The following is a 20,512-nucleotide window of genomic DNA, read 5'->3' as shown; positions in this document are numbered from 1 at the left end:
GGCCACCCCCGTGAGTCCGAAGCCGTCCCCCGCCGGGGGTGCCGCCGTCGACGCGCTGCTGGACCCGGCGTTCCTGGAGAGCGCCGTGAGCCGGCCCATGGGCGACGTGCGCCGGCTGCGCCGGGAGGCGGAGCAGCAGGAGGTCAACCTCTCCTACACCCGCCGGCTGCTGCAGGGGCGCCTGGACATCGTGCGGCGCGAGCTGCAGCGGCGGGCCGAGCACGACGGGCGCTCGCTGGTCGACCTGCTGCCCGAGATCCTCGCCGAGAAGGGGCGCGGCCCCGCCCACGGCCTCGGCCGCCACCAGACGGTGCAGCCGGCGGACCCGCAGGAGTACGAGTCCTGGGTGCACGCGCTCACCCCGGGCGCCGACCTCTCGGCGATCACCGAGCTCTCCGACGCGAAGCTCGAGGCGGCCGCGCGGGCGCTCGCCGACGCCGAGAAGGGGCTGTCGGAGCGTCGCCGCGGCGTGCAGCAGGTCATGGACGGCCTGGCCGCGGAGCTCGGCCGTCGGTACCGCGACGGCGAGGCCGACGTCGCGGCCCTGCTCGCCGACGAGGGACGCCACTAGGAGGACCACTAGGAGGACCACGCCTCCCCCCATGCCTCGCACGCTCCGCATGGGACCCTGAGGCGTGACCGTTCCAGCCCCTCAGCGCGCTCGCGGCGGTTCCTCCGCCTCACCGTGGCCGGAGAACCCCGTGCTGGTCGAGGTCCGGCGGTCGGGGTTCCTCGAGTCGGTGCACCGGGGAGCGCTGGTGGTGCTGGGCGCCGACGGGGACGTGCGGTTCGCCGCCGGCGACGTCGACCGGCCGGTGCTGCCCCGGTCGGCGAACAAGCCGGTGCAGGCGACCGCGATGCTGGCGGCGGGCTGGACGCCGCGCTCGGCCGAGGAGCTGGCCATCGGTGCCGGTTCCCACAGCGGCGAGGACGGGCACCGGGAGCTGGTCGCCGGCATGCTCGCCGCCGTCGGGCTGGGGTCCGACGACCTGGGCTGCCCGCCGTCCCTGCCGCAGCACGAGGCGACGAAGGCGACCTGGCTCGTCCCCGGGCGCGCCCCCGAACGCCTGGCCATGAACTGCTCGGGCAAGCACGCCGCGATGCTGTCGGCCTGCGTCGCCGCCGGCTGGCCGACGGCGGGCTACCTGGAGCGGAAGCACCCGCTGCAGCAGGCGATCGAGGCGCGGCTGGGCGAGGCGGCCGGTGTGCCGGTCGCGGCCGTCGTCGTCGACGGGTGCGGTGCGCCGCAGCACGCCCTGCCGCTCACCGGGCTGGCGCGCGGGGTCCTCTCGCTGGTGCAGGCGGCCGACGGCTCGCGGGAGCGGGCGGTCGCCGACGCGATGCGTGCCCAGCCCTGGTTCGTGGCCGGCTCGGGCCGCGAGGACACCGACCTGATGCGTGCGGTCCCCGGCCTCCTGGTGAAGGGCGGCGCCGACGGGGTGCACGTGGCGGCGGTGCCGGGTGCGGGAGCGGTGGCGCTGAAGCTGGACGACGGCGGGGACCGCGGGCGGACGCCGGCGCTCGCGGCCGGGCTGCGCCGGCTCGGGGTCCCCGCCGAGGTGCTTGCCCCGTGGGCGCGGACACCCGTCTCCGGCGGGACCGGTGTCGTCGGCGAGGTCCGGGAGTCCGCTGCGCTGGACGCCTGACCGGTCGCCGGCCGGGTGTGGCTGGTATCACCCACGGGTGCTAGCCGCTCCGCTTGCAAGAGCTAGCACTCGGGGTTAGCGTCGAAGGTGTGCAGACCCCTGGTGACTTCGTCCGCGACCAGGTGACCACGGTCCGCGAGAGGGTGGACCGGGTCGCCGGCAGCGTGGCCGACACCGTCGCCGACGCACCGAGCGTCTCGGCGGTCGGCTCGTCGGTGGGTGACTTCATCCGTGAGCAGCGCAGCGCCGCGCGCGTCTCGCTGCGCGAGCTGGCCCGCACCGCCGGGGTCAGCAACCCCTACCTGTCCCAGGTGGAGCGGGGCCTCCGCAAGCCGTCGGCGGAGATCCTCGCGTCGATCGCCCGGGGCCTGAAGATCTCGGCCGAGACGCTCTACGAGCAGGCGGGGATCCTCGACCGGCGTTCCGGGAACCCGGACACCGTGGCGGCGATCCGCAACGACGACGCGCTCTCCGAGCGGCACAAGGCCGTCCTGCTCGAGCTCTACGAGACCTACGTCCGCGAGCACCGGGCCTCGTCCCCGGCCGCCGGCTGACCCCCTCCCCCCACTCCTGAGGAGTTCCGCATGACCCCCACGCAGACCGTGAAGCAGTACGGCGAGTTCGCCGTGACCCAGGGCCGCACGCTCGCCGAGCAGGCCCGCACCCCGCTGCTGGCCTTCGTCGGCGCCGGTGACCTGGCCGTCGAGCGGGCCCGCACCGTCGTCGCGCAGTTCCGCAGCACCGCCGAGGCGCTGCCGGGCGAGGCGCAGGTCCAGGCCGACCTGGCCGTCAAGGAGGCCCGCACCCGGGCCGCCGAGGCCGCCGGCACCGCCCGCACCACCGCCCAGCAGCTGGCCGACGCCGTCCGTCCCGAGGTGCTGGCCAGCACCGTCGCCGGGCTGGTCGAGACCGCCCGCACCCAGGCCGCCGCCACGGTGGAGACCCTGGCCGAGCGCGGCGCGGTCGTCGTCGAGGACCTGCGCCGCCAGCCCGGTGTCCGCCGCGTCGTCCGTCGCGCCGAGCGGGCCGTCGACACCGTCGAGGACGCTCTCGAGGACGCGCTCGAGGACGGCGCGGAGGCCGTGGTCGAGGCCTCCAACGAGGTGACCTCGGTCGCGCAGAAGACCGCGGCGAAGGCCACCAAGGCTGCGGCCAAGGCCGAGGACAAGCTCGAGGACGCCGCCGACGCGACCAAGGACGTCGCCGAGGAGGCCGTCGCGGCACCCAAGGCCAAGCCCGCCAAGAAGGGCACCTCGGCCGCCCGCAAGTCCCCGGCCAAGGCCACCTCGGCCCGCGTGACCCGGGCCCGCGCCGCCAAGCCGGCGGACCCGACCGCGGTGCCCACCAAGAAGAACTGACGCCACGGCGCCACCGACCAGGGCCCCGGAGCCGCGATCAGCGCTCCGGGGCCCTGTCGCGTCCGGCGAGCCCCTCCCTTCGGGCGAGTCTGCCGGTTCGCTGGTCCGGCGGACGGCGGGGCGCGGGTAGGCTCGGGGCATGGGCGTGTTCGACGGATGGCTGCTGCTCATCCTGTACTGGGCGTCCCTGGGGCTGACCGCCTGGGCGTTCGTGGACGCCCTCATCCGGCCGGCCGCCGGGTACGTCGCCGCCGGCAAGCTGACCAAGCCGGCCTGGGCGGCGATCACCGGCCTGGCCCTGCTGGTCATCTTCTGGCTGAAGACCCCGCTGTCGCTGCTCGGGCTGCCCGCGGTCATCGCGGCGATCGTCTACCTGGTCGACGTGCGTCCCGCCGTCGGCGGGATGCGCCGCGACAACACCTGGTAGCAGGCGGCCGCCCCGTCGTCCCGGCTCAGGGCCGGTCGTCGGCCGGGATGATGATCCAGAGCAGCAGGTACGCCACGAACTGCGGGCCCGGGAGCACGCAGGAGAGCACGAAGGCCACGCGCAGGCCGCTGCGCGAGAGCCCGAAACGTCGGGCGATGCCGGCGCAGACGCCGGCGACCATCTTGTGGCGGGTGTCCCGGCGCAGCCGGTACGGCGCAGGTGTCGTCACGCGGCCAGCCTAGGTCCGTGCGACGAGTTCGTCTCGTCCTTGTGGCCTCGGGTTCCGCGCAGACGGTCGGGTGGTCAGCGGCCGAACACGCCGGCGGGTGGCTCGGGCGAGGGCTGCGCATCGGCGTCGAGGACCGGCCGGGCGTTGCCCGTGAACCGGTCCAGCTCGATGCCGTCGACCACGCGCGACGGCATCGGGTCGCGGGTGCACGCGCGGCTGAGCTCCGCGAGCGGCAGCTCGGCGTCGGAGGCGACGGCGACCAGGTTGCCGAAGCGCCGGCCTCGCAGGATGCCCGGCTCGGCGAGCAGGCAGACGTGCCGGAAGGCGGTGCGGAGCGTGGCGACCTGGCCGCGTGCGAAGCGCAGCGGCGGCCCGTCGGCCACGTTGGCGGCGTAGACGCCCCCGGGCCGGAGCGCCCGCGCGACCTGGCCGGCGAACTCGACGGTGGTGAGGTGGGCGGGCGTGCGGGCGCCGGCGAAGACATCGGTGACGACGACGTCGGCGCTGTCCGCATGCAGCGCGGCGAGGGCCTCGCGGGCGTCGGCGGCCCGCACCCGCACCCGGGCGGCGCGCGGCAGCGGCAGGAACTCGCGCACCAGATCGGTGAGGGGCTGGTCGATCTCGGCGACCCGCTGGCGCGACCCGGGGCGCGTGGTGGCCACGTAGCGGGGGAGCGTCAGCGCGCCACCGCCGAGGTGGACCACGTCGAGCGGGGCGCCGGGCTCGGCGGCCAGGTCCAGCACGTGGCCGATCCGCCGGACGTACTCGAACTCCAGGTGGGTGGGGTCGGCGAGGTCCACGTGGGACTGCGGGGTGCCGTTCACCATCAGCACCCACGAGCCGTCGCGGTCGGCGTCGGCGAGCAGCTCTGCGGTGCCGCCGTCGACGGGGACCGGCCCCGGGGGAGTCCTCACCGGTGCGCCGTCCCCATCCGGCGCTCCGCCGTCCCCGCTGACATCGCAGGCCATGGTCCCACCTGCGTTCCCGGGGGGGCCCTCGGCGCTCGGGCGGCTACCGTCCCCGACGTGCGCCGGGTCGAGCTGCCGCCGCGGGAGATCACCGCCTTCGGCAGCCGTGGGGTGTCCATGGTCTCGCCGGCCCGGGTGCCGGAGCCGGTGCCCGGTTTCGCGGTGCACCTGGTGACCTTCGCGGCCGGCGCGGTCCTGGGCCGGCACGAGACGCGCCTCTGGCAGTTGTTCGCGGTGGTCTCCGGGGAGGGCTGGGCGGCCGGCGCCGACGGTGTCCGGGTGGCGCTGGCGGCGGGGGACGCCGTCCTCTGGGAGCCCGGCGAGCTGCACGACAGCGGATCGGGCACCGGGATGGCCGCCGTGGTGGTCGAGTGCCCGGTGACGCCGGTGCCGGACCAGGGCTGAGGCCCGCTCAGACTGGGGCGACCGCCGACCACCGCACGGTGATCTCGCCGTGCCGCCAGCGCCGGCTGGAGCCCACCAGCGGCCACCCCTGCGCGCCCAGCGCCTCCACCGCCGTCGTCCAGCGCTGGCGGGGGCCGAAGGCGCTCATCCCGGCGGCGGCGGCCCAGGCGGCGTCGAAGGCGCGCAGGAACTCGTGGACCGGCTGGCCGGGCACGTTGTGGTGGATGAGCGCCTTGGGCAACCGCTCGGCGAGATCGAACGGCGTCGCGATGTCGGAGACGCGCGCCGCGAGCGTCAGGGTCAGGGGGCCGTCGGCGTCCAGCGCCACCCAGGCCGAGCGCCGCCCCCACTCGTCGCAGGTGCCCTCGACGATCAACCCGCCGGGGGCGAGCGCGCCGCGCATGGTGTCCCAGGCGCGCGCCGCGGACTCCTCGTCGTACTGGCGCAGCACGTTGAAGGCCCGCACCAGGACCGGCCGCAGCCCGGCCAGCTCGAACCCGCCCACCCGGAAGTCCACCCGCGGCGGATCCCGGTCGGCGGCCACGGCCGCCACCCGCGCCGGGTCGATCTCCAGCCCGACGACCTCCAGGCCGGCGACCTCCGGGCCCAGCCGCTCGACCAGCTCCAGCGTCGTCACGGCGGAGGAGCCGTAGCCCAGGTCCACGACGAGCGGACGAGCGGCGTCACGCAGCCGCGGCACCTGCGTGGCCACCAGCCACCGGTCGACCCGGCGCAGCCGGTTGGCGTTGGTGGTCCCACGGGTGGGCAGGCCCAGTGCCCGCGCCCGCCCCGCGGCCAGCCGGGGCGCCTTGCGCTGCGGCTGAGGGGACAGCGAGGCCCGGCGCTTGTGGTCGTTGCCCGGCTCGCTCACCGGGTGCGAGCCTAGTCCGGGCTACCGTCGTCCCCGTGCAGGTGCGATCCGGGGTCCCGCTGGCGGAGCTGACCACCCTGGCCGTGGGCGGCCCCGCCGAGCGGCTGATCGAGGTGGAGACGGCCGCCGAGCTCGTGGCAGCGGTCCGCGACGCCGACGAGTCCGGCCGCCCGCTGCTGCTCATCGGCGGCGGCTCGAACCTCATCGTCCCGGACGAGGGGTGGCGGGGTGACGTGGTCGCCGTCCGCTCCCGCGGGATCGAGCGGACGGGCGATCGCCTCACCGTGCAGGCGGGGGAGGACTGGGACGCGCTGGTCGCCTACACGGTCGCCCACCGGCTGGCCGGCGTGGAGGCGCTGTCGGGGATCCCCGGGTCGACCGGGGCGACGCCGGTGCAGAACGTCGGCGCGTACGGCCAGGAGGTCGCGCAGACCATCACCGGCGTGCGCGTGTACGACCGCGCCGAGAAGGCCGAGCGCACGCTCGCGCCGGCCGAGTGCGGGTTCGCCTACCGGGACAGCCGGCTCAAGCGCGAGCCCGGCCGGTTCGTCGTCCTCGAGGTGGCCTTCGCGCTGCACCCCGGCGAGCTCTCCCGGCCGGTCGGCTACGCGGAGCTGGCCCGGTCCCTCGGCGTCGAGATCGGTGAGCGGGCGCCGCTGGCCGCCGTCCGCGACGCCGTCCTGGCGCTGCGCCGCGGCAAGGGGATGGTCTGGGACCCGGCCGACCCCGACTGCCGCAGCGCCGGGTCGTTCTTCACCAACCCGATCGTGCCGACCGGGCACGCCGTCGAGGGGTGCCCCAGCTGGCCGGCCGGCGACGGCCTGGTCAAGCTCAGCGCCGCGTGGCTGGTGCAGCACGCCGGCTTCGGCCGCGGCACCCGGGACGGGCGGGTGGGGACGTCGTCAAGGCACAGCCTGGCCCTCACCACCTCCGACGGCGCGACGGCGGCGGAGCTGCTGGCCTTCGCCGATCGGGTGGTCGGCACCGTGCGGGAGCGGTTCGGCGTCACCCTGGAGCGCGAGCCGACGACCCCGTCGCCCTACCGGGCGACACCGCCACCAGTTGCCGTCCCCCCATCGCGCTGAGCCGCTGAGTCGCGCCTGCGCGGGACCCTCCGGGCCCCACCCGGCGCGACCGTGCCGTCAGCCGCCGGTCAGGTCCAGGTGCATGACGTGGAGGCCGACGTAGCCGTGCTCGGGGTGCTCGAACGCCTCCGGCACGGTGCCGATGACGCGGAAGCCCAGTGACCGCCACAGGCGCACGGCCGCCGTGTTGGTCTCGACGACGGCGTTGAACTGCATCGCCCGGTAGCCGTCCGCGCGCGCCGCCGCGACCACGTGCTCGCCGAGGGCGCGGCCCACGCCGCGGCCCTGCGCCGCCGGGTCGACCATGAAGCTCGCCGTCGCCACGTGGGAGCCGCGACCCGGCCGGTTCGGGCCCGTCTTCGCGCTGCCCAGCACCCGGTCGCCGTCGACGGCGACGAACGTGCGTCCGGGCGGGGGCTCCATCCACAGCGCCCGCGCCTCCTCGGAGGAGAGCCCGGCGGGATAGGCGTAGGTCTCCCCGGCGTCGACGACCGCACGGAAGATCGGGTGGATCGCCGGCCAGTCGTCGCCGGTCGCCTCGCGGATCTGCATCGTCACTCCTCCCGGGCCACCTTGTGCTGTGCGGCCTGGGCGCGCGGCCGCACGACGAGCAGGTCGACGTTGACGTGGTGCGGGCGGGTGACCGCCCACGCGATGCAGTCGGCGACGTCCTCGGCCACCAGCGGCTCGCGCACCCCGCGGTAGACGGCGTCGGCCCGCTCCTGCGAGCCCGTCCGGTTGAGCGAGAACTCCTCCGTCTTCACCATGCCGGGGGCGATCTCGATCACCCGGACCGGCTCGCCGCACAGCTCCAGCCGCAGCGTCTCGGCCAGCGTGTGCACCCCGTGCTTGGCCGCCGTGTACGAGGCGCCGCCCTCGTAGGAGATCAGCCCCGCGGTGGAGCCGACGAACAGCACGTCCCCGGCGCCGCTGGCGCGCAGCGCCGGCAGCAGGGCCTTCGTGAGCCGCACGGTCCCGAGCACGTTGACCTCGTAGGTGCGCGCCCACGAGTCCAGGTCGGCCTCGGCCACCGGCGCGGTGTCGAACGCCCCGCCCGCGTTGTTGACCAGCACGTCGACGCGGTCGAGGGCCGCGGTGAACGCCTGCACCGAGCCGGGGTCGGTCACGTCGAGGGGGAGGGCCCGGGCCCCGATCGACGAGGCGAGCGCCTCGAGACGGTCGAGGCGGCGGGCGCCGACGACGACGTCGAAGCCCTCGGCGGCCAGCCGGCGGGCCGTGGCCGCGCCGATCCCGCTCGAGGCGCCGGTGACGACGGCGGTGCGGCCGGTACCGGGCAGGGCGCCGGCCCCCGCGGGGGCCGGGGGTGAGGAACCTGACATGTGCCCATCCTGGCGCTGTTGCAGGATGGAGCACCGACAGGGGTGCCGGTCGGGGCCCTCGCAGAGCAGAGCGGAGGTCCCTCGTGCCCGCTCGCCGCTTCCCCCGGGCCGGCCGCCCGGCGCGCGTGGCGACGCTGTCGGTGCACACCAGCCCGCTGGACCAGCCCGGTGCCGGTGATGCCGGCGGCATGAACGTCTACATCGTCGAGGTGTCGCGCCGGCTGGCCGCCCAGGGCATCGAGGTCGACGTCTTCACCCGCGCCACCTCCAGCGAGCTGCCCCCGGTGGTGGAGGTGACGCCCGGCGTCACCGTGCGGCACGTCAGCGCCGGGCCGTTCGAGGGCCTGGGCAAGGAGGAGCTGCCCGCCCAGCTCTGCGCGTTCACGGCCGCGGTGCTGCGCGCGGAGGCCCAGCACGAGCCGGGCCACTACGACGTCGTGCACTCGCACTACTGGCTCTCCGGGCAGGTCGGCTGGCTGGCCCGCGACCGCTGGGGGGTGCCGCTGGTGCACACCGCGCACACCCTGGCCAAGGTCAAGAACGAGGCGCTGGCCGCGGGCGACCGCCCCGAGCCCCGCGCCCGCGTGATCGGGGAGGAGCAGGTGGTGGCCGAGGCCGACCGGCTGATCGCCAACACCGACGAGGAGGCCCGCCAGCTGGTGCGCCTCTACGGCGCGGACCCCGCGCGCACCCTCGTCGTCCCGCCGGGGGTCGACCTCGACCGGTTCCGGCCGGGCAGCCGGGCGGCGGCCCGCCGCACGATCGGCGTCCCGGACGACGCCGTGGTGCTGCTGTTCGTCGGGCGCATCCAGCCGCTCAAGGCTCCCGACGTGCTGCTGCACACCGCGGCCCGCCTGCTGGCCGACGACCCGGCGCTGCGCTCCCGGCTGCAGGTGCACGTGGTCGGTGCGCCCAGCGGCACGGGCCTGGACGCTCCCCGGCAGCTCGAGCAGCTGGCCCGCTCGCTGGGCATCGGCGACGTCGTCCGCTTCCACGCGCCGCAGCCGCCCGCGCGGCTGGCCGAGTTCTACCGGGCCGCGGACGTGACGGTCGTCCCCAGCCACAACGAGTCCTTCGGCCTGGTGGCGCTGGAGTCGCAGGCCTGCGGCACCCCCGTCGTCGCGGCGGCCGTGGGCGGCCTGCCGACGGCGGTGCGCGACGGTGTCTCCGGTGTGCTGGTCGACGGCCACCGGGCCGGCGACTACGCCGCCGCGGTGCGCTCGGTCCTCGCCCGCCGGGAGCTGCTGGCCGCGGGCGCCGGCCGGCACGCGGCCGGCTTCTCCTGGGACCGCACCGCCGACGCGCTCGTCGACGCCTACGTCGCCGCGGCCGCCGACATGGCGGCGCCGCCGGCCCGCCCGGTGCGCGACCGCCGGGGTGGGCCGCTGCGGGCCCTGCCCGGGATGGGGGTCGCGCGGTGAACCGGACGATCGAGGAGCTCGACGCCGTCATCGACCGGACCCTGCGCGGCAGCGAGCTGGTGCACGAGCACCCGAGGCCGGGCACGTGGCTCGTGGAGCTGCCGGGGACGAAGAAGCTGAAGACGGTCTGCGGGCTCATCGTCGGGGACCACGCGCTGCGCGTGGAGGCGTTCGTCTGCCGCCAGCCCGACGAGAACCGCGAGCAGCTGTGGACCTACCTGCTGCAGCACAACGCCCGCATGTACGGCGTCTCGTACTCGATCGACTCCGTCGGCGACGTGTACCTGACCGGCCGGCTGCCGCACGCCGCCGTCACGCCCGAGGAGCTCGACCGGCTCCTCGGGGCGGTCCTCAGCTACGCCGACGACCACTTCAACACCATGCTCGAGATCGGGTTCGGCACGTCGATCCGCCGCGAGTGGGAGTGGCGGGTCAAGCGCGGGGAGTCGCTGCGCAACCTGGAGGCGTTCGCGGCCTTCGCCGACCCCTCGCGCCGCCCGGCCGCGGGAGGGCGGGGCGCCGACCCGGCGCCCGGGGCGTGACGGCGACGGACAGGTCGCAGCCGGGTGCCGAGGCACCCGGCGAGGGCGCGGGGCCCGGCTACGCCCGCCGGTGGTGGGTGCTGGCCACCATGACCGTCTGCCTGCTCGTGGTGATCATGGGCAACACGATCCTCAACGTCGCCCTCCCGACGCTGCAGCGGGAGCTGGAGGCCAGCCAGGGCGAGCTCCAGTGGGTCGTCGACGCCTACATCCTCGTGTTCGCCGGCCTGCTGTTCACCTGGGGCGTCATCGGCGACCGGATCGGCCGCCGGCGGGTGCTGCTGATCGGGCTGGGCATCTTCGCCGTGGGGTCGGTGTTCGCCGCGCTGAGCGACAGCCCCCTGGAGCTCATCGCCTGGCGGGCGGTGATGGGCATCGGCGGGGCGGCGGTCCAGCCGACGACGCTGGCGGTCATCACCAACGTCTTCCCGCCCCGCGAGCGCGGGCGCGCCATCGGCGTCTGGGCGGGGACGGCCGGGATCGCCGTCGCCGGCGGCCCGCTGGCCGGGGGCGCGGTCCTGGAGCACTTCTGGTGGGGCGCGGTCTTCCTCGTCGGCGTCCCCGTGGCGGCGCTGGGCATCGTCGCCGTGCTCGCCTTCGTCCCGGAGTCGAGGGACCCCAACCCCGGCCGGCTGGACGTGCCGGGCGTGCTGCTGTCGATCGTCGCGCTCGCCGGCCTCGTCTACGGCATCATCCACGGCGGCGGGGGAGCGGGGTGGACGACGCCGGGCGTCCTCGTACCCCTGCTCGGCGGTCTGGTCCTGCTGGCCGTCTTCGTCTGGCTGCAGCGCCGGTCGGCCCACCCCGCGCTCGACGTCTCATTGTTCCGCAACCCGGCCTTCTCCGCCGCCGCAGCAGCCCTCGGCCTGAACTTCTTCGCGCTCCTCGGCGCGACGTTCTACCTGGTGTTCTACCTGCAGGGCGCGCGCGGCTACTCGCCGTTGCAGAGCGGCGCGGCGCTGATCCCGGTCGCGCTCGGCATGGCGCTCATGGCGCCCCGCAGCTCCGGGCTGGCCGAGCGGTTCGGGGCCAAGGCCGTCTGCGCGACCGGCTTCCTGCTCATCACCCTGTCGTTCCTCGGGGTGCAGCTGCTCGACCTCACCTCTCCCGTCTGGCTGCTGCTGGTGGTGCTCTCCGTGCAGGGGCTCGGCATGGGCGCGGTCATGGCCCCCGCGACCGAGTCGATCATGTCCGTGGTGCCGCGGGAGAAGGCCGGCGCCGGTGCCGCGGTCAACAACTCGGTGCGGCAGGTGGGCGGCGCCCTGGGCGTCGCGATCCTGGGCTCCCTGCTGGCCGCCACCTACTCCGCACAGCTGGGGTCCGTGGCCGACGGGCTCCCGGCCGGTGCGCGCGACGACGCCCGGCAGTCGGTCGTCGCCACGCTGGACGCCGTGCGCCGGGCGCAGGCCGAGGGGACGCCGGAGGTCGCGCGGGCCGCGACCGCGGTGATCGAGCCCGCCCGGGAGGCGTTCGTCACGGCGATGCACCTGACGGCCATCGGGACGGCGGCCGCGACCCTCGTCGCGGCGGTGGTGGTGCTGCTCTGGCTGCCGGGCCGGCCGAGACGGGTGTCCTCGGCCACGCAGTGACCCGATAGCGCAACGGAGTGTTGACGAGGGTGCGCCGCACCGGTGCCCGGCCGCGGCGCGGCCCTCGCCGTGCCCACGGGCAGCGAGGAGGTCACCGCGGCGGTGTGCTGGGCGCGCGACGGCGAGCGGGAGCTGGCCCTGGCCTGACGGCCCTGCTGCCCGTGGCGGCGGCGTCGGGCAGGATGATCGCCGTGACGACCTCGACGGGAACCCTGGTGCTGCTCCGCCACGGCGAGAGCGAGTGGAACAAGGCCAACCTCTTCACCGGCTGGGTGGACGTGCCGCTCACGGAGAAGGGGCGCGAGGAGGCTGCCCGCGGCGGACGGCTGATGGCCGAGCACGGGCTGCTGCCCGACGTCTCGCACACCTCGCTGCTGCGCCGGGCGATCATGACCGCTGAGCTGGCGCTGCACGAGGCCGACCGGCAGTGGATCCCGGTGCAGCGCTCCTGGCGGCTGAACGAGCGGCACTACGGGGCGCTGCAGGGCAAGGACAAGGCCGCCACGCTCGCCGAGTACGGCGAGGAGCAGTTCATGACCTGGCGCCGCTCCTACGACACCCCGCCGCCGCCGATCGAGCCGGGCAGCGAGTACAGCCAGGACGGCGACGCCCGCTACTCGTTCCTCCCGCCGGAGGCGCGCCCGGCGACCGAGTGCCTGGCCGACGTCGTCGTCCGGATGCTGCCGTACTGGTACGACGCGATCGTGCCGGACCTGCGGCTGGGGAAGACCGTGCTGGTCGCCGCCCACGGCAACAGCCTGCGCGCGCTGGTGAAGCACCTCGACGACATGGGGAAGGACGAGGTCGTCGGCCTCAACATCCCGACCGGGGTGCCGCTCCGCTACGACCTCGACGACGACCTGCGGCCGGTGAAGCCGGGCGGCGAGTACCTCGACCCCGACGCCGCGGCGGCCGCCATCGAAGCCGTCAAGAACCAGGGCAAGCGCTGACGGGCCGGCCCCGCAGGGGTCGGTGAGGAAGCGCGGGAGCCGCCCCCTGCGGGCGCTGCGACGGAGGGGGACCCGGGGATTCCCCGGGAAAGTCGGCAGCGCCGGGCTCAGCCCAGCAGGGGACGGCTCCAGGCCGCGGTGCCGTCCGTCAGGACGACGATGCGGTCGCCTCGGACTCCCAGCGCTCGCCGGTGACCAGGTAGCAGACCCGCCGGGCCACGCTGACCGCGTGGTCGGCGAAGCGCTCGTAGTAGCGACCCAGCAGCGTGATGTCGATGGCCGACTCGATGCCGTGCGGCCAGGTCTCGCTCAGCAGCTGGCGGAACAGGCCGCGGTGGATCTGGTCCATCGCGTCGTCGTCGGTCTCCAGCTCCCGCGCCGCCTCGATGTCCCGCTTCGCGATCACCGTCGCCGTCTTCGCGATGAGCAGCTCGGCCACGTTGCCGGCCTCCAGGAAGGACGGGCGCACCTCCTGCGGCACCGCGTGGTCGGGGAACCGCATGCGCGCCACCTTGGCGATGTGCGCGGCGAGGTCGCCCATGCGCTCGAGGTCGGCGACGATCCGCATGGCCGCCGTGATGGTCCGCAGGTCGCCGGCCACCGGCTGCTGGCGGGCGAGCAGGGTGAACGTGCGCTGCTCGATGCTCTCCCGGGTGGCGTCGATCTGGTCGTCGCCGGCGATGACCCGGTCGGCCAGGGCGACGTCGGCGTCGAGGAGCGCCGTCGTGGCGGTGCTCATCTGCGAGCCCACGGAGTTGGCCATCTCCACCAGGCAGGTGTTGATGTCTTCGAGTTCCTCGTGGTAAGTGTCCCGCACGGTCGTCCTCTCGTCGTGATTCCCCGGCGACGGTAGGCGCGCCGGGGACCGTTCCGGCCGCTGAGGGGTGAACTCCGGCCCTATCGCCGGTGAACACTGACCCGTCCGAGCGGTGAACCTCTTGCCGGATCATGGTGCCCGGCCCCGGCACACCTAGCATCTGGGCCGTGAGTCCACTGGTCGCCCTGGTGGTCGGCCTCCTCCTGGGTGGGGTGGTGGCCGCCGCCATCATCCTCCGTTCCGGCCGCGAGCTGGGGCGCCGCCCCCTCGACGGGGCGGCCGTCGCGCTGCCCGAGGACGTGCTGGCTCGGCGGCTGGTGGAGCTGATGGATCCGGCGGTCGTGGTGGTCGGCATCGACGACGCCGTGCTCCTGGCCAACCCGGCGGCCCGGGCGCTGGGCATCGTGCGGGGCACCCGGCTGCTGGTGCCCGAGCTGCTGACGCTCGCCCGGGCGGTGCGCGGCGGGGGCTCCCGCCGCGTGGACGTCCGGCTGCCCGGTGACGTGGTCGGCGGGGGGCCGCGGCTGGTCGGTGTGCACGGCGTGCGCCTCGACGGCGGCACGTCCCCGCCGCCCGGCCCGGTCGCGCTGGTGCTCCAGGACGTCACCGAGGCGCGGCGGGTGGAGGCGGTGCGCCGCGACTTCGTCGCGAACGTGGGGCACGAGCTCAAGACGCCGGTGGGGGCGCTGGCCCTCCTCGCCGAGGCCATCGAGGGGGCGGCCGACGACCCCGAGGCGGTGCAGCGCTTCGCGGCCCGGATCACCCACGAGGCCGACCGGCTGGGTCGGCTGGTGCGGGAGCTGATCGACCTCTCCCGGCTGCAGGGCGGCGAGCCGCTGCCCGACCTGGTGCCCGTGGAGGTCGACCGGGTGCTCGGCGAGGCGGTCGACCGCACACGCACCGCCGCCCGCGCCAAGGAGTTGGAGATCGTGGTCGGCGGGCAGCATGGGCTGGTGGTGCGCGGGGTGGAGAGCCAGCTGGTCACGGCGGTGACCAACCTGCTGGCCAACGCGGTTGCCTACAGCGAGGGCAGGAGCCGGGTCGCGGTCGCCGCCCGGGCGCGGTCGGGGTTCGCGGAGATCGCCGTCACCGACAGCGGCATCGGCATCCCACGCGCGGACCGGCACCGGGTGTTCGAGCGCTTCTACCGGGTGGACCAGTCCCGCGCCAGCAGCACCGGGGGAACCGGGCTGGGGCTGGCCATCGTCAAGCACGTCGCCAGCAACCATGGTGGTTCGGTGACCGTCTGGAGCGAGGAAGGGCTGGGCTCGACGTTCACCCTGCGCATCCCGCTCGCCGGCCCCGCCGAGAACCCGGCGGCGGAGTCGTCCGTCCCCGCAACGCAGAAACTGGAGAGCGAGACCCCATGAGCCGAGTCCTGGTCGTCGAGGACGAGGAGTCCTTCTCCGACGCCCTGTCCTACATGCTGCGGCGGGAGGGCTTCGAGACCGTCGTGGCCGCCACCGGGCCCGATGCGCTGGAGGAGTACGACCGCGGCGGCGCCGACATCGTGCTGCTCGACCTGATGCTCCCCGGCCTGCCGGGCACCGAGGTCTGCCGGGCGCTGCGGTCCCGCGGCAACGTGCCGATCATCATGCTCACCGCGAAGGACGCCGAGATCGACAAAGTCGTCGGCCTCGAGCTCGGTGCCGACGACTACGTGACCAAGCCGTACTCGGCGCGCGAACTGGTCGCGCGCATCCGCGCGGTGCTGCGCCGCCGGGGCGAGGCCGCGGAGGCGGCGCCCGTCGAGGGCGGGGTGCTGACCGCCGGGCCGGTCCGGATGGACGTCGAGCGGCACGTCGTCGCGGTCGACGGGGAACAGGTCGCCCTCCCGCTGAAGGAGTTCGACCTGCTGGAGTTCCTGCTCCGCAACGCCGGCCGGGTGCTCACGCGGGCCCAGCTCATCGACCGGGTGTGGGGATCGGACTACGTCGGCGACACCAAGACCCTCGACGTCCACGTGAAGCGGCTGCGGGCCAAGCTCGAGCCCGACCCCGCGAACCCGAAGTACCTGCTGACGGTGCGGGGTCTGGGCTACAAGCTGGAGGCCTGAGGAAGGACACCCGTCCTCCCCACCCCTCGCACGCTCGGGGTGGGACCCGGGACGGGGCCGGGGTCCTACGACTTCAGGTCGTCGATCTTCTTCGAGGCGTCGGCCTTCGAGATCTCCTCCGGGATCTCCTCGTCGGTGCCCCGGGCGAGCGTCTCGAGGTAGCTCTTCTGCGCACCCGTGGCGGGCTCGTCACCGGTGACCCACTCGTCCGGGTCCTTCTCGGTGGTCTGGTCCGCGGCGTTCGGTTCGCTCATGTGTTCGATCCTAGGCCGGGTGCAGCTCCCTCGCCTCCCGGGCGGGTGCGGCGGCGCGCGCGGCCCGGGCGGCCTCCCAGCGGCGGCCGGTCCGGTACGCGTGCACGGCGCCGCAGGCGGGGCACTCGACGTGCAGCGCGATGTGCGTCGGGTGGTTGGTGACCGACCGGATCCGCCGGTCGGCGACCAGCTCGTCGGAGCGGGTGACGGGGCAGGTGATCAGCAGCATGCCGGCAGCCTGCGCCGGTCGGGCCGGCGGGACGAGTGGCAGGAACGACCGACATCGCATGGTTTCTGCCATCATCTGCACATGCCCAGCACCGCGCCCGGCACCGGCGCCGCTCCCGTCGTCGTCAGCGCCGTCGTGGCCGACGGTCTCGTCGGCAGCTTCGGGGTGGGGGTCGCCGCCGAGGTGTTCGGCTACGACCGCCGCGCCCTCGGCCTGCCCGTCTTCGACTTCGGGCTGGTCACCGAGCGGCCCGGCGTGCTCCGTACCGACACCGGCATCCCGATCGTCGTCGAGCAGGGCCTCGACCGCCTGGCGCGCTCCGGCATCGTGCTGATCACCGCCTGGGAGGTGTTCGAGGAGGACCCCTCGGCGGAGCTGCTGGACGCGCTGCGGGCCGCTGCTGCCCGCGGCGCGATCCTGGTGAGCCACTGCACCGGGGCCTTCGTGCTCGCCGCCGCCGGCCTGCTGGACGGGCGGCGGGTGACCACGCACTGGAAGTACGCCGGGGAGCTCGCCGCGCGGTTCCCCGCTCTCGACGTCGACCCTGCCGTCCTCTACGTCGACAACGGGCAGGTGATCACCGGTGCGGGGACGGCGGCCGGCGTCGACGCGCTGCTGCACCTGGTGCGCCGCGAGTGGGGCGCGACAGCGGCGAACGCGCTCGCCCGGGAGATGGTCGTCCCACCGCACCGCGACGGCGGTCAGGCGCAGTTCGTCGACGCCCCGGTCCCCGCCTGCTCCGACGACCTGCTGGGCGTCGTCCTGGAGTGGGCCGGTCGGCACCTCGCCGAGGACCTGTCGGTCGACGTCCTGGCGCGCCGGGCCCTGATGAGCCCGCGCAGCTTCGCCCGGCGGTTCAAGGCCACGACCGGGACGACGCCGCACGCCTGGGTGCTCGCGCAGCGGCTGGCGGCGGCCGAGGAGCTGCTGGAGAACAGCGATGCGCCCGTCGAGGAGATCGCCCGGCTGGTGGGCTTCGGGACCGCCGCCGGGCTCCGCGAGCAGTTCGCCCGCCGGCGCGGGGTCTCCCCGCGCTCCTACCGGCAGACCTTCCGGACCGGCGGGGCGTCACGCGTCGGGGCGCCGCCGGTGCAGCTGGAGGGGTACCGGCCCGGCGAGCGCCGGGCTGGCGGGGTGCGGGGCGATCAGGCCCAGGTCGAGCCGGAGCTCGGCCAGCCGGCGTAGCTCCTCGTAGGCCGGCGCCCCGAGCAGCGCGACCAGCTCCGCGGCGTAGGTCTCGACCAGCGGCTCGGGGGAGACGTGCGCCGTCGGGGAGCCGGTGCACCACCAGTGCAGGTCGGCACCGCCGGGCCCCCACCCGCGCCGGTCGAACTCACCGATCGTCGAGACCAGCACCCGCGTGCCGTCGGGGCGGTCCACGTGCTCCTGCTCGCGGCGGACCGGCAGCTGCCAGCACACGTCCGGCTTGGTGGTGAGGGGGTGCAGGCCGGTGCGCAGCGCCATCCGGTGCAGCGCGCACCCCGTGCCGCCGGAGAACCCCGGCCGGTTCAGGAAGACGCAGGCGCCGTCCACCACGCGGGTCCGGAGCGACCGGGTGGCGTCCTCGTCGTCGGCGCCGTCCTCCTCGGTCCACGCGCCGCGCCCGATCGGGGCGAGCTGCCAGTCCTCGCCGGTGAGGTCGGCCACCGCGGCGGTCACCCGGTGCAGGTCGTCCTCGTCGGTGAAGAAGGCCCCGTGGCTGCAGCAGCCGTCGTCCGCCCGGCCCTCGACGACGCCCGCGCAGCCCCGGCCGAAGACGCACGTCCACGCCGACGTCAGCCAGGTCAGGTCCGCCCGGACGACGTGCTCGGGGTCGGCGGGATCGGGGAACTCCACCCACTCGCGGGGGAAGTCCGGGTCGACCTCGTCGGGAGGCTCGTTTCGCACCGGGCCAGCCTAGAAGGCCCCCCGCGGCCGCACGCCTCGCTCCGCTCGGCGCGAGCCTCTGGAGGGGGCCAGGCAGAATCGCTCGCATGCGGTTGGGTGTGCTGGACGTCGGATCGAACACCGTGCATCTGCTGGTGGTGGACGCCCACCGCGGTGCGCACCCCACGCCGATGCACGACGACAGGTCGGTGCTCCGGCTGGCCGAGCACGTGGGGCCCGACGACGTGCTGTCCAAGGCGGGGGAGAAGGCGCTCCTCCAGGCGGTCCAGGACGCCCGCGCGCAGGCGGAGGCGCAGCGCTGCGACGAGTTCATGGCGCTGGTCACCTCGGCCATCCGCGAGGCGGCCAACGGCCTGGAGGTGCTGGACCGGGTCCAGCGGCGCACCGGTGTGGAGCTGCAGGTGCTCAGCGGCGAGGAGGAGGCGCGGCTGACCTTCCTCGCCGTCCGGCGCTGGTTCGGCTGGAGCGCCGGCCGGCTGCTGGTGCTCGACATCGGCGGGGGCTCCCTGGAGCTCGCCGCGGGCATCGACGAGGACCCCGAGGTGGCCCTCTCCCTCCCCCTGGGGGCGGGCCGGATGACGCGGCGGTTCCTGCCCCGGGCGGAGGAGGGTGGACGCCCCGACCTCGCAGCCCTGGACGAGCTCGCCGCGCACGCCGCCGACCTGCTCGGGCCGGCGGCGGAGAAGATCGCCGCGGCCGGTCCGCCGGACCTGGTGGCCGCCACGAGCAAGACCTTCCGCACCCTCGCCCGGCTCGCCGGGGCCGCGCCGTCGGGCGCCGGGCTGCGCGTCCCCCGGGAGCTGACCGCGACCGGGCTGGGTCAGCTGGTCGGCTTCGTCTCGCGCATCGGCTCGTCGGCGCTGGCCGAGCTGCCGGGCGTGTCCGCCGCGCGGGCGCACCAGGTTCCCGCCGGTGCGGTCGTGGCTGCCGCTACTCTGCGTGCGCTCGACGTACCGTCCGTGCGGATCTGTCCGTGGGCGCTGCGCGAGGGAGTCATCCTGCGCAGGCTGGACTCGTTGGGAGGCGCGTGATGGCCGAGCCGGACTGGAACCCGGACACGGGAGGTCGCTCGCTCGCCGAGATCCTGCGGGAGGCAGGCATCGAGTCCGCCGCCCGCACCGCCCGCCGTCGCCGGGTCGAGGACGAGGACGACACCGGGATCCGCCAGCGCCGCGCGGACGCCGGTGTCGACCGCTCCGGGTACGGCCGGCGGCGCAGCGACGCGCAGTTGCCGGAGCCGGCCCCGGCGCGCAGTCACGGGGCCCGGGCGTCGGGCCGGGCCGCCGACCCGGTGACCGCCGCGATCCCCGGCCTGCGGCCGGACCGCAAGCCCGGGGTGCCGCACCCCTCGGGTCCGGTGCCGCCGCTGCGGCGGCCCGCCGAGGCCGCCGGCGCGCAGCGCACGGCCACGCGCCGGCCCGCCCGCGAGGCATCGGTCACCGACGCGCCGGCCACCGAGAAGTCGTCCCGCGACGGCGTCCCCTCGACCGGGCCGATCCCGGTCGTGCGGGCCGGCGACCCGGACGCCGACCTGGACGTCACCCCGCGGGAGAGCGCGCTGGCCTGGCTCCGGTTCGCCGGCGAGCTGGTCATCGCCCTCGCGGCCGGGGTGGGCATCTACTTCGCGGCCACGGTGCTGTGGGAGATGATCCCGCACCTGGCGGTCTTCCTCGCCCCGCTCGCGGTCGCCGGCCTGGTGAGCGGGGTCAACGTGTGGCGGGAGCGCCAGGGCGCCGAGCCGGTCGGCGCCCGGCTGCTCGCCGTCCTGGTGTTCGCCGGGACCCTGCTGACCATCGCCCCGGCGGCCACCCTCCTCGCGACGTCCTGATCCGCCGTCAGGCGTCGGCCGGCTCGGCGTCGCGCGAGGCCGCGAACTCCTCGACGATCGCCGCCCCGAACGCGTCCAGGTCGTCGGGCTTGCGGCTGGTGATCAGGTTCCCGTCGACGACGACCTCCTCGTCCACCCAGTTCGCGCCCGCGTTGCGCAGGTCGGTCTGCAGTGACGGCCAGGAGGTCATGCGCCGGCCGCGGACCACGTCGGCCTCGATCAGCACCCAGGGCGCGTGGCAGATCGCCGCCACCGGCTTCCCCGCCTCGAAGAAGGCCTTGACGAAGGTCACCGCGTCGGCGTCGGCGCGCACGAAGTCGCCGTTGATCACGCCGCCCGGCAGGACCAGCGCCGCGTAGTCGTCCGGGTCCGCCGACCCGAGGTCGGTGTCCACCGTGCGGTGCTCGCCCTTGTCGATGTGGTCGTAAGCGGTGATCGTGCCGGTCGAGAACGACACCAGCTCCGGCTCGGCACCGGCCTCCTCGAGCGCCTGCCAGGGCCGGTCCAGCTCGACCTGCTCGACACCGTCGGTGGCCAGCACGGCCACCCTCATCCCGTCCAGTTCTCCTGCCATGACGGCGGCGCTACCCGGCGCCCTGAACCGGCACAC

At 75.4% G+C, this 20,512-nt stretch carries 26 protein-coding genes; 16 read left to right on the top strand and 10 right to left on the bottom strand.

The window, feature by feature from the left end; genetic code table 11:
* Positions 1-10 precede the first annotated feature (10 nt).
* From ACI8AP_RS09905 to ACI8AP_RS09885, 5 genes are all read left to right on the top strand, one after another.
* The gene (locus tag ACI8AP_RS09905; RefSeq protein WP_456589169.1) at positions 11-571 is read left to right on the top strand and encodes an RsiG family protein; all 561 of its coding nucleotides are present in this window, start codon (positions 11-13) and stop codon (positions 569-571) included.
* A 130-nt stretch (positions 572-701) separates the two neighbouring features.
* A complete protein-coding gene (locus ACI8AP_RS09900; protein WP_456589168.1) occupies positions 702-1,646 on the top strand; it encodes an asparaginase in 945 nt (314 codons plus the stop codon).
* 89 nt (positions 1,647-1,735) lie between these two features.
* On the top strand, positions 1,736-2,200 hold the full coding sequence (locus tag ACI8AP_RS09895) for a helix-turn-helix domain-containing protein (protein WP_456589167.1): 465 nt from the start codon (positions 1,736-1,738) through the stop codon (positions 2,198-2,200).
* A 30-nt stretch (positions 2,201-2,230) separates the two neighbouring features.
* On the top strand, positions 2,231-3,004 hold the full coding sequence (locus tag ACI8AP_RS09890) for a hypothetical protein (protein ID WP_456589166.1): 774 nt from the start codon (positions 2,231-2,233) through the stop codon (positions 3,002-3,004).
* 139 nt (positions 3,005-3,143) lie between these two features.
* Entirely contained in the window at positions 3,144-3,431 is a 288-nt protein-coding gene (locus ACI8AP_RS09885; protein ID WP_456589165.1) for a DUF2516 family protein, read from the top strand.
* 25 nt (positions 3,432-3,456) lie between these two features.
* Here the strand turns inward: ACI8AP_RS09885 and ACI8AP_RS09880 are convergent, their stop codons facing one another.
* Entirely contained in the window at positions 3,457-3,660 is a 204-nt protein-coding gene (locus tag ACI8AP_RS09880) for a PspC domain-containing protein (protein ID WP_456589164.1), read from the bottom strand.
* Positions 3,661-3,734: 74 nt separating this feature from the next.
* On the bottom strand, positions 3,735-4,574 hold the full coding sequence (locus ACI8AP_RS09875) for a spermidine synthase (protein WP_456589163.1): 840 nt from the start codon (positions 4,572-4,574) through the stop codon (positions 3,735-3,737).
* Between the two features lie 111 nt (positions 4,575-4,685).
* Here ACI8AP_RS09875 and ACI8AP_RS09870 point away from each other — a divergent pair, with 111 nt between their 5' ends.
* The gene (locus tag ACI8AP_RS09870) at positions 4,686-5,033 is read left to right on the top strand and encodes a cupin domain-containing protein (protein WP_456589162.1); all 348 of its coding nucleotides are present in this window, start codon (positions 4,686-4,688) and stop codon (positions 5,031-5,033) included.
* Between the two features lie 7 nt (positions 5,034-5,040).
* On the opposite strand, the gene ACI8AP_RS09865 is transcribed toward ACI8AP_RS09870, so the two are convergent.
* Positions 5,041-5,904 (bottom strand): class I SAM-dependent methyltransferase, encoded by an 864-nt coding sequence (locus tag ACI8AP_RS09865; RefSeq protein WP_456589161.1) that lies wholly within the window; start codon positions 5,902-5,904, stop codon positions 5,041-5,043.
* Here ACI8AP_RS09865 and ACI8AP_RS09860 point away from each other — a divergent pair.
* Positions 5,808-6,989, top strand: a complete 1,182-nt coding sequence (locus ACI8AP_RS09860; protein WP_456589160.1) for a UDP-N-acetylmuramate dehydrogenase — start codon at positions 5,808-5,810, stop codon at positions 6,987-6,989. The two genes, ACI8AP_RS09865 and ACI8AP_RS09860, sit on opposite strands and share 97 nt — an antisense overlap.
* 57 nt (positions 6,990-7,046) lie before the next feature.
* Here ACI8AP_RS09860 and ACI8AP_RS09855 read toward each other — a convergent pair whose 3' ends face one another.
* A complete protein-coding gene (locus tag ACI8AP_RS09855; protein ID WP_456589159.1) occupies positions 7,047-7,541 on the bottom strand; it encodes an N-acetyltransferase family protein in 495 nt (164 codons plus the stop codon).
* A gap of 2 nt (positions 7,542-7,543) precedes the next feature.
* Positions 7,544-8,329, bottom strand: coding sequence for an SDR family oxidoreductase (locus ACI8AP_RS09850; protein ID WP_456589158.1), 786 nt, complete (start codon positions 8,327-8,329; stop codon positions 7,544-7,546).
* Between the two features lie 83 nt (positions 8,330-8,412).
* Here ACI8AP_RS09850 and mshA point away from each other — a divergent pair, with 83 nt between their 5' ends.
* The 4 genes from mshA (at position 8,413) to ACI8AP_RS09830 (ending at position 12,831) form a co-directional block, all read left to right on the top strand.
* A complete protein-coding gene (gene mshA / locus ACI8AP_RS09845) occupies positions 8,413-9,750 on the top strand; it encodes a D-inositol-3-phosphate glycosyltransferase (protein WP_456589157.1) in 1,338 nt (445 codons plus the stop codon).
* On the top strand, positions 9,747-10,292 hold the full coding sequence (locus ACI8AP_RS09840; RefSeq protein WP_456589156.1) for a YbjN domain-containing protein: 546 nt from the start codon (positions 9,747-9,749) through the stop codon (positions 10,290-10,292). The genes mshA and ACI8AP_RS09840 overlap by 4 nt, the downstream gene beginning before the upstream one ends.
* The gene (locus ACI8AP_RS09835) at positions 10,289-11,881 is read left to right on the top strand and encodes an MFS transporter (protein ID WP_456589155.1); all 1,593 of its coding nucleotides are present in this window, start codon (positions 10,289-10,291) and stop codon (positions 11,879-11,881) included. Before ACI8AP_RS09840 ends, ACI8AP_RS09835 begins: the two co-directional genes overlap by 4 nt.
* A gap of 191 nt (positions 11,882-12,072) precedes the next feature.
* On the top strand, positions 12,073-12,831 hold the full coding sequence (locus ACI8AP_RS09830; protein ID WP_456589154.1) for a phosphoglyceromutase: 759 nt from the start codon (positions 12,073-12,075) through the stop codon (positions 12,829-12,831).
* 148 nt (positions 12,832-12,979) lie between these two features.
* Here the strand turns inward: ACI8AP_RS09830 and phoU are convergent, their stop codons facing one another.
* On the bottom strand, positions 12,980-13,648 hold the full coding sequence (gene phoU / locus ACI8AP_RS09825) for a phosphate signaling complex protein PhoU (protein ID WP_456589153.1): 669 nt from the start codon (positions 13,646-13,648) through the stop codon (positions 12,980-12,982).
* Positions 13,649-13,815: 167 nt separating this feature from the next.
* Between phoU and ACI8AP_RS09820 the strand changes: the two genes are divergently transcribed.
* Positions 13,816-15,018: a sensor histidine kinase gene (locus tag ACI8AP_RS09820; RefSeq protein ID WP_456589152.1), complete on the top strand. Its 1,203-nt coding sequence runs from the start codon at positions 13,816-13,818 to the stop codon at positions 15,016-15,018.
* Positions 15,015-15,704 carry a winged helix-turn-helix domain-containing protein gene (locus ACI8AP_RS09815; RefSeq protein ID WP_456589151.1) on the top strand — a complete coding sequence of 230 codons (690 nt, stop codon included), beginning with the start codon at positions 15,015-15,017 and terminating at the stop codon, positions 15,702-15,704. Before ACI8AP_RS09820 ends, ACI8AP_RS09815 begins: the two co-directional genes overlap by 4 nt.
* Positions 15,705-15,769: 65 nt before the next feature.
* Here ACI8AP_RS09815 and ACI8AP_RS09810 read toward each other — a convergent pair whose 3' ends face one another.
* Together ACI8AP_RS09810 and ACI8AP_RS09805 are read right to left on the bottom strand one after the other, a co-directional pair.
* A complete protein-coding gene (locus ACI8AP_RS09810) occupies positions 15,770-15,958 on the bottom strand; it encodes a DUF3072 domain-containing protein (RefSeq protein ID WP_456589150.1) in 189 nt (62 codons plus the stop codon).
* Positions 15,959-15,968: 10 nt separating this feature from the next.
* Positions 15,969-16,187, bottom strand: a complete 219-nt coding sequence (locus ACI8AP_RS09805) for a hypothetical protein (RefSeq protein ID WP_456589149.1) — start codon at positions 16,185-16,187, stop codon at positions 15,969-15,971.
* A gap of 81 nt (positions 16,188-16,268) precedes the next feature.
* Between ACI8AP_RS09805 and ACI8AP_RS09800 the strand changes: the two genes are divergently transcribed.
* Positions 16,269-17,372 carry a GlxA family transcriptional regulator gene (locus ACI8AP_RS09800; RefSeq protein ID WP_456589148.1) on the top strand — a complete coding sequence of 368 codons (1,104 nt, stop codon included), beginning with the start codon at positions 16,269-16,271 and terminating at the stop codon, positions 17,370-17,372.
* Here ACI8AP_RS09800 and ACI8AP_RS09795 read toward each other — a convergent pair.
* On the bottom strand, positions 17,256-18,074 hold the full coding sequence (locus tag ACI8AP_RS09795) for a hypothetical protein (protein ID WP_456589147.1): 819 nt from the start codon (positions 18,072-18,074) through the stop codon (positions 17,256-17,258). The two genes, ACI8AP_RS09800 and ACI8AP_RS09795, sit on opposite strands and share 117 nt — an antisense overlap.
* A gap of 86 nt (positions 18,075-18,160) precedes the next feature.
* On the opposite strand from ACI8AP_RS09795, the gene ACI8AP_RS09790 reads away from it, so the two are divergent.
* On the top strand, positions 18,161-19,105 hold the full coding sequence (locus ACI8AP_RS09790; RefSeq protein ID WP_456589146.1) for a Ppx/GppA phosphatase family protein: 945 nt from the start codon (positions 18,161-18,163) through the stop codon (positions 19,103-19,105).
* Positions 19,105-19,902 carry a hypothetical protein gene (locus tag ACI8AP_RS09785; protein ID WP_456589145.1) on the top strand — a complete coding sequence of 266 codons (798 nt, stop codon included), beginning with the start codon at positions 19,105-19,107 and terminating at the stop codon, positions 19,900-19,902. The genes ACI8AP_RS09790 and ACI8AP_RS09785 overlap by 1 nt, the downstream gene beginning before the upstream one ends.
* A 7-nt stretch (positions 19,903-19,909) precedes the next feature.
* Here ACI8AP_RS09785 and ACI8AP_RS09780 read toward each other — a convergent pair whose 3' ends face one another.
* Positions 19,910-20,476, bottom strand: a complete 567-nt coding sequence (locus ACI8AP_RS09780) for a type 1 glutamine amidotransferase domain-containing protein (protein ID WP_456589144.1) — start codon at positions 20,474-20,476, stop codon at positions 19,910-19,912.
* Positions 20,477-20,512: the final 36 nt, after the last annotated feature.

The sequence above is a fragment of the Blastococcus sp. SYSU DS1021 genome, from assembly GCF_054050995.1.
Note: the sequence above shows the minus strand (reverse complement) of the source record. Positions and strands in the feature narration are given on the sequence as shown.